This window comes from Acinetobacter brisouioides (assembly GCF_004331075.1).
Classification (GTDB): Bacteria; Pseudomonadota; Gammaproteobacteria; order Pseudomonadales; family Moraxellaceae; genus Acinetobacter.
The window spans coordinates 296,108-308,266 of sequence record NZ_SJNX01000002.1; the positions used below are offsets into that span (position 1 = coordinate 296,108).

Annotated in this window: 12 protein-coding genes; 6 read left to right on the forward strand and 6 right to left on the reverse strand. The window is 42.3% G+C overall.

The window, feature by feature from the left end; translation table 11 throughout:
- Positions 1 to 50 precede the first annotated feature (50 nt).
- Positions 51 to 2,441, forward strand: a complete 2,391-nt coding sequence (mrcB, locus tag E0H77_RS04310; protein WP_131375301.1) for a penicillin-binding protein 1B — start codon at positions 51 to 53, stop codon at positions 2,439 to 2,441.
- Between the two features lie 73 nt (positions 2,442 to 2,514).
- Positions 2,515 to 3,078 (forward strand): tetratricopeptide repeat protein, encoded by a 564-nt coding sequence (locus E0H77_RS04315; RefSeq protein ID WP_131375303.1) that lies wholly within the window; start codon positions 2,515 to 2,517, stop codon positions 3,076 to 3,078.
- On the opposite strand, the gene E0H77_RS04320 is transcribed toward E0H77_RS04315, so the two are convergent.
- Complete coding sequence (locus E0H77_RS04320; RefSeq protein ID WP_131375305.1) at positions 3,075 to 3,971, reverse strand: NUDIX domain-containing protein; 897 nt, start codon at positions 3,969 to 3,971, stop codon at positions 3,075 to 3,077. The genes E0H77_RS04315 and E0H77_RS04320 overlap by 4 nt on opposite strands.
- A 149-nt stretch (positions 3,972 to 4,120) precedes the next feature.
- On the opposite strand from E0H77_RS04320, the gene hemP reads away from it, so the two are divergent.
- Entirely contained in the window at positions 4,121 to 4,291 is a 171-nt protein-coding gene (hemP, locus tag E0H77_RS04325) for a hemin uptake protein HemP (protein WP_131375307.1), read from the forward strand.
- A 297-nt stretch (positions 4,292 to 4,588) separates the two neighbouring features.
- Here the strand turns inward: hemP and tfpB are convergent, their stop codons facing one another.
- Entirely contained in the window at positions 4,589 to 6,370 is a 1,782-nt protein-coding gene (tfpB, locus tag E0H77_RS04330; protein ID WP_131375309.1) for a type IV pilus assembly ATPase TfpB, read from the reverse strand.
- Between the two features lie 107 nt (positions 6,371 to 6,477).
- Entirely contained in the window at positions 6,478 to 7,194 is a 717-nt protein-coding gene (tsaA, locus tag E0H77_RS04335) for a tRNA (N6-threonylcarbamoyladenosine(37)-N6)-methyltransferase TrmO (RefSeq protein ID WP_171478308.1), read from the reverse strand.
- A 101-nt stretch (positions 7,195 to 7,295) separates the two neighbouring features.
- Between tsaA and E0H77_RS04340 the strand changes: the two genes are divergently transcribed.
- From E0H77_RS04340 to nth, 3 genes are all read left to right on the forward strand, one after another.
- Entirely contained in the window at positions 7,296 to 8,075 is a 780-nt protein-coding gene (locus tag E0H77_RS04340; protein ID WP_004900174.1) for a ferredoxin--NADP reductase, read from the forward strand.
- Positions 8,076 to 8,232: 157 nt separating this feature from the next.
- Positions 8,233 to 9,030: an RnfABCDGE type electron transport complex subunit B gene (locus E0H77_RS04345; protein WP_131375311.1), complete on the forward strand. Its 798-nt coding sequence runs from the start codon at positions 8,233 to 8,235 to the stop codon at positions 9,028 to 9,030.
- Positions 9,030 to 9,716, forward strand: coding sequence for an endonuclease III (nth, locus tag E0H77_RS04350; protein ID WP_131375313.1), 687 nt, complete (start codon positions 9,030 to 9,032; stop codon positions 9,714 to 9,716). The genes E0H77_RS04345 and nth overlap by 1 nt, the downstream gene beginning before the upstream one ends.
- A gap of 88 nt (positions 9,717 to 9,804) precedes the next feature.
- Here nth and E0H77_RS13740 read toward each other — a convergent pair whose 3' ends face one another.
- The 3 genes from E0H77_RS13740 to E0H77_RS04360 form a co-directional block, all read right to left on the reverse strand.
- On the reverse strand, positions 9,805 to 9,981 hold the full coding sequence (locus E0H77_RS13740; RefSeq protein WP_165491491.1) for a hypothetical protein: 177 nt from the start codon (positions 9,979 to 9,981) through the stop codon (positions 9,805 to 9,807).
- 68 nt (positions 9,982 to 10,049) lie between these two features.
- Positions 10,050 to 10,709 (reverse strand): adenylate kinase, encoded by a 660-nt coding sequence (adk, locus tag E0H77_RS04355; RefSeq protein ID WP_004900163.1) that lies wholly within the window; start codon positions 10,707 to 10,709, stop codon positions 10,050 to 10,052.
- A gap of 74 nt (positions 10,710 to 10,783) precedes the next feature.
- A complete protein-coding gene (locus E0H77_RS04360) occupies positions 10,784 to 12,100 on the reverse strand; it encodes a DUF445 domain-containing protein (protein ID WP_131375316.1) in 1,317 nt (438 codons plus the stop codon).
- Positions 12,101 to 12,159 lie beyond the last annotated feature (59 nt).

Genomic DNA, 12,159 nt, shown 5'->3' on the forward strand with positions numbered 1-12,159 from the left:
AAAAGCTTCGCATGATTACAGGGTTTATGTCGGATAGCTTATCACTTTTTATGAAGTCACAACGCGGTCTTGGTTTATTTCCCCTGATTTTTTGTATTGTTGTTATCGCAGGATTTCTCGCCTTTAGCGCGTATGTTATTCATATTGATAGTGTTATTCGAAAGAAATTTGAAGGTCAACGCTGGGATATTCCAGCCAAAGTATATGCACGCCCTTTAGAAGTATACAATCAGGCACCTGTAAATGAACCTGATTTTCTACAAGAGCTAGGAATGCTGGGTTATAAAAAAGCCGATGGTTATACTCAACCAGGTAGTTATGTACTGAATGGTAATAGCGTTTATGTACATACTCGTGGCTTTGACTTTGGTGATAGTAACGAACCTGAGCAAGTATTGCATATTACCTTTGGCGATGACCAAATGCAGGACGTGCGCACAACCAAGCCATCAAGTACAGGAATGACTCGCCTCGAACCGTTATTGATTGGTGGAATCTATCCGCAACATAACGAAGACCGCGTCCTCATCAAGCTAAAAAATGTACCCAAGCCTCTCATTGATGCGCTGGTTTCGACAGAAGATCGTAATTTTTATGAGCATCATGGGATTTCGATTCGTGGTACTGCTCGTGCAATTGTCAGTAACATTACAGGCGGTAAACGTCAGGGTGGATCAACACTCACCCAGCAGTTGGTAAAAAACTTCTACTTATCTCCAGAAAAAACCTTAAAGCGTAAGGTCAATGAAGCCTTAATGTCTATATTGCTGGAAATGCACTACAACAAAGATGAAATTCTAGAAGCATATTTAAATGAAGTGCATCTGGGGCAAAATGGTAACTATTCTATCAATGGTTATGGTTTAGCCTCACAGTTTTATTTTGGTCTACCTTTAGGTGAACTGAATATTGCTCAACAAGCTTATTTGGTTGGTTTGGTACAAGGACCATCTTTATATAATCCTTGGCGCAATCCTGAAGGTGCAAAAAACCGTCGTGATACCGTTTTGCACAACATGCTGGTGATGGGCTATCTAACTCAAGCGCAATATGAACAAGAAAGCGCTCGCCCACTTGGTGTCGTGGCAAAACCTGCCTTGGGCCCAACTCGCTTCCCAGACTTTATGGATATTGTGCGCCGTCAACTACGCAGTGAATACCAAGAATCTGACCTGACCAATCAGGGCTTACGTATTTTCACCACGCTTGACCCGATTGCACAAACCAAAGTTCAAAGCAGCTTTAAAGATACCGTAGACAATCTGTCAAAACGTAATCCTCGTGTGTTAGCCGATTTACAAGGTGCAGTACTGATTCAGCGCCCAGACAATGGCGAACTGGTTGCAGCTGTGGGTTCAACACAAAACTTTACTGGCTTTAACCGTACCATTGATGCCAAACGCCAAGTTGGTTCATTACTCAAGCCTGTGATTTATCTCAGTGCAATTGAATCGGGCCGTTATAACTGGGCATCCGCGATTCAAGACAATTCTATTAGCATTCCAACTCAAGGGAAGGCTTGGACACCTAAAAACTATGATGGTGGTGAGCATGGTATGGTGCCGATGGTACAGGCCTTACAACATTCTTATAACCTTGCGGCTGTACGTTTAGGACAAGAATTTGGGATTCCAACATTCACCAATCAGTTACGCAAATTTGGTGTGACCAGTGATATTCCATCTTACCAATCTGTTTTCTTGGGTGCAGTTAACTTGTCTCCAATGGAAGTTTTAGGTCTTTACAACAACTTTGCAACAGGTGGTTTTAAATACCCAACCAAAGCCATTCGCTCAGTTGTTGACCAAAATGGTAGAACGCTCAACCGTTATGGTTTAGAAGTTCAGCAAACTGTTGATCCAGCAGCAGCCTATGTTCTGAACTATGGTTTACAGCAAGTCATGAACAACGGTACAGGTAAAGCAGCGTATAGCAGTTTGCCATCTAGTCTAAAACTGGCGGGTAAATCGGGAACAACCAATGACACCCGTGATTCATGGTTTGCAGGCTATTCAGGCAATTATTTAACAGTCGTATGGCTAGGTCTAGACAACAACAAAGTGACAGGCTTAACAGGGTCTTCTGGCGCACTTCCAGTATGGATTAATGTCATGAAACAGTTACGCCAGCAACCTGTCAATATCAAACAACCTAACAATGTTCAGTGGCAATGGGTTGATACACGTTCAGGGCGCTTGTCAGGAGCCAATTGCTCAGGTTCGATGTATATTCCATTACTTGCAGATCACCTGCCTGAACATGGAGGTAGCTGCGGGTTTTCAAATCATCAAGCACCTACTGATGAAGCTAGTGCATCTGCACCAGCTACAAGCGCAACCAGCCCAGATAATCTCGAAAACCTGATTCGGGAAAGTAACAATAGCGACACTAACTCCAATACACCAACACGCGTCATTTCAAGCGGCAGTTACGAACAGTAATTTCATCTTTGGGCAATAGTCATTACTATTGCCCAATTCTTTTTTAAAGTATCTAGATGGAGAACTCTCGCGAATGCATTTAAAACTGATCAGTAGTTGTGTATTAAGTTTGAGTCTGATCGGCTGTAGCCAACTGACACAACAGCCCCAATCTAAGCATCAACGAAGCACTCCACCGACAGAGAAAAAAACCACCCAACATTCTCACGCCAATGGCGTTCAGATTACACCTTATCACGTTCCTGAAATTAAACGTGAATCTATACCTGTAAAAAACCATTCTGTTCATCCACAACCTGCTGCAACTCCAGATGGTTCAGAAAAACCCGTTTTTCGTCAGCTCATTCAACAAGCGCGACAAGCTTTGCAACAAAACAATCTAACCAAGGCTGAACATTTGGCATTGCAGGCACAGCGTATTTCACCGCAAGCGGCACAAAGTTATGTGATCTTGGCACAAATAGCTCAGAAACAACGTAACTATAATCATGCAGAGGCTTTGCTACAACGCGGTCTAAGTTTGGCAAATGACAATGCGACCAAGAAGCAGCTTTGGCTGATTCGCTTGCAGATCGCACAGACTCAGCATAACCAAAATGCTATTCAACAAGCCAAACGTGCTTTACAGCAATTCTAAACTTGAGAAATACCTGCAATTCCATAAGCAGCATGTTGCTGGGCAATTGCTAAATCCTCAGCTTTAAGCCCACCCAAAGCAATCACGGGTAAATCAACCTGTTCTGCCCAGTTCTGAAATTGTACCCAGCCTAATCCTGTGGCTTCAGGGTGCGTTGCTGTAGCCAATACTGGGCTGAGTAACGCTGCATCACAACCAATCTGCTGAGCATGTTTTAAACTATGCAAATCATGACAGGCTGCCAAATAGCATTGCCCTACTCGCAGTTCGCCTTGCTGAGTTGCCAAAAGTTGTGACTGTTTGAGATGAATGGCGGCGAGTTGATGTTGTTGCTCAAGGCTCAACTGTGCTGCCAAGGTTTGATTAAGAATTAACTTGCCTAATTGTTCTGCTGGTAAACTTTTAATACTTTCCAATTCGGGCTGCTGTTCAGGGCGATAATAAATTGCTTGCCCCTCAGTCAAACTGGCAAGTTCCTGTAACTGAGTCCGAATTTTAATTTGCTGTGGAAACAACAAACGTTGGATTAATGCACGATTGGCTTTAGGGAAATTCAATGTCGCCAACTCAGAACGCGAATACCATTGCCACGGTTGCTGAATCTGCGTTAACAATGCTTCAGGCACATAACTGAAAAACACATGTAACTGCACGATAATATCGTCATATTCATGCTGAATTTTCTCAAATGGATGCCAGTCTACAAGGTCAATTCCGACTTCTTCTAGCACTTCACGGCGACATGCTTGCTGTGCAGTTTCACCTTGTTCAAATTTACCTCCAGGAAATTCTGCTTTATTCCCCTGATGCTGGTTTGCATCACGCCACCCCACCAAAACTCGTGTTTTAGAAAATAATAATCCAATAGCAACATCTACGTGGGATTTTTGCATCACTGCTCCTTTGTACACTTCATCATGCTTAACCTTGACACTGAGCATGTTACAAAGTTTTTACTTAGAGTACTAAATTTTCGTTGACAGTTTTACTTGATAATAATTATCATTTAAAGCACCAATTAACACCACGAGAACACAATAACATGAACGCACCATTTAACTTATTTACTCGTCATACCGATACAGCTCAATCTTTACCGATGCTTCATTCCAATAATTTATTTGCACTCGGGCGTGAAATTCGCATTATGCACGCAGGAGAAGAATATCGCTTGCGCCTGACCCGCAATAATCGACTTATTCTCACCAAATAATAAGACTGTTGAAAATAGCGGTGTTTATCATAAACGTGGAGAAAAGCAGCACATTCAAGCACTGTGCTGCTTTTTTACTGGAGCAATTATATGCTCACAGGTAATTTATTACATTCAGGATTTAAAAACGACTATAAGATTTTTATGATCAGAAACCCTAGATTCAACTCAAAAAATCACTATAAATTCAAAATTTTAAATTATTTCTTAATCTAAATTCTTGATAAATGCACTGATTCTACTGCAATCGCAACAAAACCAGATCATTTGAATTTTGAGATGAAGACTCTGCCAAAATTAACTTAATGGCACAACCCGCAGCACTTCTTCAAGCGACGTTACACCCGCCATGATTTTACGCGCACCCGCGATACGAAGAGGTTCAATTCCCTCTTTTTTTGACTGAAAGCGCAAGGCATTTAAAGATACATTTTCACTGATCATTTGTTTGAGTTGGAGACTAATCGGCATAAACTCATAAATTCCGATGCGCCCTTTATAGCCTGTATAACGACAGGCTTCACAGCCAACAGGCATATAAGCCGTTTGTGGCACATCAACCGTGTAGTCCGTCGTGAGGTGCATCCATTGTTGTTCATTAATCGGTGCATTCTGCTTGCACTGCGGGCAAAGTTTCCGCACCAGACGCTGCGCCAGCACCCCAAGCAGCGTTGCTGAAGATAAAAATGGCTGTACACCCAAATCATGTAAACGTGTCAAACTTGAAGGTGCATCGTTGGTATGTAAAGTCGAGAGTACCAAGTGCCCTGTAAGCGCTGCCTGAATCGCCATATCGGCGGTATCTTGGTCACGTACCTCGCCCACCATAATAATGTCAGGGTCTTGACGCATGAGTGCGCGAATTCCATCGGCAAACCCCAGCTCAATGCCATGATTGACCTGCATCTGGTTAAAACTGCCTTCAATCATTTCAATCGGATCTTCAATGGTACAGACATTAACCTCTTCGGTTGCCAGTTGTTTCAATGTTGAATACAAAGTCGTGGTTTTCCCAGAACCTGTAGGCCCTGTCACCAAAATAATGCCATGACTATGTTGGGTCAGTGCCTGCCACTGACTCAATAATTTCTGGTCAAATCCTAACTGCTCAAAATTACGTACCAACACTTCTGGGTCAAAAATACGCATCACCATTTTCTCACCGAAGGCTGTTGGTAAAGTCGCCAGACGCAACTCGGTTTCGAGACCACGTGGTGTACGGGTTTTTAAACGACCATCTTGTGGTTTACGTTTTTCGGCAACATTCATCCGCCCCAAAATTTTAATTCGGGCAATGACTGCACCTAAAGTATTGGAAGGCATTTTATAGATGGTATGTAAAATTCCATCAATACGGAAACGCACTTTACTATGTTCGCGGCGTGGTTCAAGGTGAATATCACTCGCGCCTTGTTCAAAGGCAAACTGTAAAATCCAGTCCACCAATTTCACAATATGCTGATCATTGGCATCGGGGTTTTGGCTAATATCTCCCAGTTGCAATAAAGCTTCTACACCACGACCATCACGTTCGTAGTTCTGGCTTTTTTGTGATGAATGAACCGCACGACTGACTTGATAATATTCAGATAAATAACGCTGTAACTGCTCTGGGCTTAAAAAAACTCGCTGGATTTTCTTCGGCTTTAAGCCGTTTTCCAAATACCCGACCCAATCGGTTAAAAAGGGTTGATCTGTCCCAATCAGCACTTCGGCGTCATTGACTTCAACCGCCAAAATATGATTACGGATGGCGAACTCTTGAGACATAACCTCCGTAAGCGCTGGAACATCGGCTTTGAGCGGATCAATCACATAAAATGGTAAACTGGCTTTTTCAGCGAGCCATTGACCAAGTAGACTTAGTGTCAATTTTTTCTCGGAATCTTTTTGATTGACCAAGTCAAATTGTGCAATCCATTGCAAAGGGTGCCATGCCAACTGGCTTTTGTTACGATGTGTGGTTTGTACAAGTACCTGATCCCGCTCGGTAATTATTTCATCCCACAGCAGTTGATCTAGGCACCACGTCAAATCAATCGAATAAGAAAATTGTGTAAGTCGTTGATTTGACTGCATAGAAACCCCAAAAAAATACTGATTATGATTTTATGTGAGCTATGTTAGCACTTTCTGCTATCGGGATTAATGATTTCCTCTGAAACTATATTTTTACAAAGTATCATTCAACTTTTATATTCAATCAGTTCCACAATCACAATTTCTGTAGCACGTACCTGAAAACGCACATCAAATTCAGCAAAATGTAGTCCATAAATTCGTTCAGGGTCATCCTGATAAGCTGGGCGTGGGTCTAATGCCAATACCTGTTCAATTTCCTGATATTGTCGTGATGAGCCTAACCCTCGCTCAGCAAGTTGTGTCCGTTGAGCAAGAGCCGTGTCTGACCAAATCACCTGCTTTAACTGAGGAGCTTGGCTGGCATAACCACTTTGCGCATCTGCAATCGCATCTGAATAGGCAATATACGGTTTAATGTCAACAATTGGCGTACCATCGAGTAAATCTGCACCAGATACATAAACTCGCAATTGCCCATCGCGCTGTTCTACTCGTTTTAGTCGCACCACAGATAAACCGATTTGTGCAGGTCGGTACATGCTACGTGAAGCAAATACCCCAATTTTTTGATTGCCTCCCAAACGTGGGGGACGAATCTGCGGGCGGAAACCTGCCAATGCTTTATTGTGATGAAACTGCCACAGCAACCACAAATGGCTAAATTCTTCAATGCCTGCAAAAGCAAGAATGTCGTCATATGGGGCTTGCATGACAATATAAGACTCGACATCAACCAGATTCGGCTGACGGGGGATACCAAATTTTTCTTTAAAGGGAGAATGCATTAACCCAATGACAGGAACTTGAAGCGGCGTAATCATCACTTTTTCTGATAAACACAATTAAATATATTCAGTTTATCGGCAATCATTTTAGATTAAAATACATCTTAGTTTTTATTATACATATTGAGATTGCTTGAATGGCTGCTTTTAACGTTGAACGTGTCACCCATGTTCACCATTGGAATGACACTTTATTTAGTTTTAAAACAACGCGTGATCAAAGCCTACGCTTTAAAAATGGTCAGTTTGTCATGATCGGTCTTGAAGTTAATGGCAAACCGTTAATGCGTGCCTATTCAATCGCAAGTGCCAACTACGAAGAAGAACTTGAGTTTTTCTCGATTAAAGTGCAAAACGGCCCACTGACTTCGATTTTGCAAAAAATCCAAGTGGGTGATGAAATTTTAGTTTCTAAAAAACCAACAGGAACTTTAGTTCTTGATGATTTGTTGCCAGGTAAAAACTTATACCTTCTTTCTTCAGGTACAGGTTTGGCTCCATTCTTGTCTGTTATTCGTGACCCTGAAACTTATGAACGCTTTGAAAAAGTGATCGTCGTTCATGGCACACGTTTCATCAGCGAATTGGCTTACCAAGACTTGATTTTGAATGAACTTCCAAACAACGAATTCTTCGAAGAGTTAGGCATTAAAGATAAATTGGTCTATTACCCAACTGTCACGCGTGAACCATTCCATACTCAAGGTCGTGTCACAGCAGCGATTGAATCTGGTCAGATTTTTGAAAAAATTGGCTTGCCACGTTTCAACCCTGAAACTGACCGTGCCATGCTTTGTGGTAGCCCGCACTTCCTGAAAGATGTAGCTGCACTGCTTGACCAGCACGGTTTGAAAGAATCTCCGCGCATGGGTGAAATGGGTGACTACGTGATTGAACGTGCATTCGTAGACAAATAATTTGCTGAAATCTGTCATAATAAAAAACCGAGGCTCTGTGCTTCGGTTTTTTTACGTGTACATATTGAAAAACCAGACTTAGCCAGTAAAAAGGCTTGTCGAGTTCACTATTTTTCTGCACAATTCTTGCCTTTGTATTTAGCATAGCCGTAGCCAAATGAGTTTGCCATTCCCTCTCATCCAGCAAATAGATGCCTTATTGCCACAAACCCAGTGCGGTTTATGTGGACATCGTGATGGATGTTTGCCTTATGCCAAAGCGATTAGTGAAGGTGAAGAAGCCAACAAATGCGTACCTGGCGGTCAGCCTGTTGCCGATGCGATTGCACAGCTTCTAAAGCGCCCTTTGCTGAAAGCCGAAGAAAGTGTATGGGACATTCAAGCCGATGGTCGACCACAGCGCATGAAAGCGATTATTCGCGAAGACGAATGTATTGGTTGTACCAAATGTATTAATGCCTGCCCTGTGGATGCAATTATTGGTAGCGGCAAACTGATGCACAGTATTTTGAGTGATTTGTGTACAGGCTGTGAACTCTGTATTCCACCATGCCCTGTCGACTGTATTGACTTGATAGAAGATACTCAGCCTTTACCAACAGCAACACAGCAAATCGAGCAGCAAGATGATTTGCGTTATCGTTATTACGCGCATATTCAACGTGAAGAACAGCGTCGCATCCAACGTAAAGGCCCTATTGTACGTGCCGCGATTGATAGCGAATTGTTTGTCCAGTTCTCAAGTTATTTAAATAGCGTTCCGACCATTCAGCGGGCTGAAAAATCTGCTGAACAAGATTTGGTTGCCGATGCAAAAACCACAATTGAACTGGCAAAACTACGCACACAAATTAAAAAACTGGAAAAACAGCTCAGCGTTCGGGACAACCCTGCTAAACGCGAACAGCTACAACAGCTCAATGCTCAGTTGGATGCATTACAAGGTGATGCTTAATGTCTAGTAAAAACATGACCAAAAAGCAGGTATATACGTTTTTTGAACGCCTGCGTGAACAGCGTCCTAAACCATCGACTGAGCTAAATTTTTCCTCATCATTTGAGCTGCTCATCGCGGTGATGCTCTCTGCCCAAGCCACCGATGTGAGTGTCAATAAAGCCACTGACAAACTCTTTCCTGTTGCCAGTACACCAGAACAGATTCTGGCACTCGGTTTAGAAGGCTTAAAAAGTTATATTAAAACCATCGGCTTATATAATTCAAAAGCCGAAAATGTCATTAAAACCTGTGAGATTCTGATCGGTCAGCATAGCAGTCAAGTTCCTGACAATCGCAAAGATTTGGAAGCCTTACCTGGGGTTGGGCGAAAAACTGCGAATGTCGTGCTAAACACTGCTTTTGGGCAACCGACCATGGCAGTAGACACGCATATTTTTCGCTTAGGCAATCGCACAGGTTTAGCTGTCGGGAAAAATGTGCTTGAAGTTGAACAGCGTTTAATTAAAGTCATTCCAGAAGAATTTATGTTAGATGCCCATCACTGGCTGATTTTGCATGGACGTTACTGCTGTATTGCACGTAAACCCAAATGTGCCGAATGCGTGGTTTCAGATGTCTGTAATTGGAGAGACCGCTTTGATTTCGGTGCAGTAAAACCTGAAAAGTCTAAAGCAGAAGACTAATTTAATAGGACTGAAGTTCCTGCTAAAACGGCGTCAATCACTTTTAAAAAGCAATTTTGGCCAACTCACATCATTTGCTATGCTTCAATTAGCGTTTCTTTTTAGAATGAACCAATGGTTTGGTTGACTGAGGTTTATCTTGAGATTTAGGCATTGGTTTATGCTGCTTCACTGTATCATTCAGCAGTTTTTTGCTTTGCAAAATCAGAAAGATTAAAGCAGCTAAACTCAAAACAATCAGTAAAATCAGTGCCAATTTCAACATATTGAGCCTTTTCCAGCATAAAAAAAGAGCCCTACTATGAATGAGGGCTCTTCACATGTCAAAGTCGATTATTTCGCTTGATCTAAAATCGCGAACAAATCAGCTTGCACGTTATCAATCGGACGTAAGCCGTTTAATTTGTCGTAGCTTGGCGCGTTATCACCAGAAGCCGCACGACCTTGGTAAAAACCAACCAATTGTTCAGTTTCAGTATGATATGAAGCTAAACGCTTACGAATGGTTTCTTCTTGGTCATCTGGACGTTGCACAAGCTCTTCACCTGTTTCATCGTCTTTACCTTCCACTTTTGGTGGGTTATAAACGACGTGATAAACACGCCCAGACGCAGGATGCTGACGACGACCAGAAAGACGTTTTACGATTTCTTCGTCTGGAACATCAATCTCAATAACATGATCAATGTTAATGCCCTCTTTCTCTAGCGCTTCTGCTTGAGGAATAGTACGAGGGAAACCATCGAAAATACAGCCATTGACACAATCAGGTTGGGCAATACGCTCTTTGACTAAGCCGATAATTAAATCGTCAGAAACCAAACCACCAGATTCCATTACACTTTTCGCTTTCAACCCTAATTCGGTTCCTTCACGAATTGCGGCACGGAGCATATCACCAGTTGAAATTTGTGGGATATCATAGCGCTTACAGATCAGCTGAGCTTGAGTACCTTTACCTGCGCCAGGTGGTCCGAGTAAGATAATGCGCATCTAATAAATCCTCATCTAAAATAAAAACAGTCTTAACCCGTCCAGAAAGTTTAACCTTCTGAAAGTGCTAAGTATTATAAAAAAGCAACAAACAAATGTATTGTACCAGCAATAAAGCCAGTCACCCCCCCCAATACAATCAAAATCCACTCATCCTCTTTAAACGCGGGACGTAACAAATTTTGAAATTCGTTTGGAGTTAACTCACGAATACGGTCTCGAAACATTTGAAATATTTTGCGTGCACGACTCGCATTAAATGCGGGATCGCTTACAGGTACCATCGTAATTTCAATTGAGCGGTCAATCAAGTCTGTTTTTAACTTCGCGTACTCTCTTAGTCCTAAAGACAATTGTAATGTAGTACGTACCAGTGGCGTATCCATGATCTGATTAACATGCTGTTTGACAATACGTCGAGTTTTTTCCTTGTGATGACCATACATCATTTCGCTCATGATGGTTTTTAAAGTAATTAACTCTTCAGTCACCACTTTAGCAAAGACGTCGGATACTTCCTCTTGACGCTTCATAAAAGCACCCTGAATGTTATACGTGCCAATACGAGGAATTACAGGCACAATCCAAGGAAACTGGTGGTTCTGGGTACGTCTAAAAAACTGGGGGTAGCGAACATAGTGCGGATACATCGGATTAAAGACCATCCAGATTGCAATCCAGTTGGTCAGAAAACCCCAAATCGAGGCCCAAAAAGGAACGGTCCAATGCCAAGGCACTAAAAACCAGACAATCATCTGAAATAGACCAAAGACACAGCCAATCAGTGCACTAATATGCCAGATAAAATTAATCTCTTTTTGTCCGACTTTAAGAAACATCCGCACCATAAGTTTGCGATCCGCTTCCATTTGGCGAACCACCATTTCTCGCATATCTACCAGCGATTCAACCTTGTAGGTCAATTCAGTGACCAAATGCTCAAGTACGGCAGGTAACTGTTTATGCGCCTGATCATAAATACGGCGGCGAATTGAATAAGGAATATTTTCCCAAAGCACAGGATTACGCTCAAGCATAATTTCGTCAATTAGGTTTTCCAGTTCGTGGTTGACCTGTTCCCCAATGACCTTTGCCATTTCTTCAGGGTCCATCGCCTCAAGAAACTCACTCAGAGAACCAATTTTCCTGAGGGTATTATCAGTAATAATTCCTGAAATACGTCCAGCTTTACGTGGCACAATACCCTGCCAGCCCACTGGCAGATTGCCAATATGGAAACCCCAAAACTGGATTGGATAGAACACCATTTTCAATGCCATCCATACATGTGCCCATGTTACAAATGCAGTCACCGGGATAATACTTATTATCGCCCAGTGATCCGGACGATGCATAAAAACTTGCCACAAATGACTAATAAATTCGAACATGAATGCTCTCGTACGCTATAACTTCAGGTGTTCAATAGAGAAAGGCTATTTTGAACGAA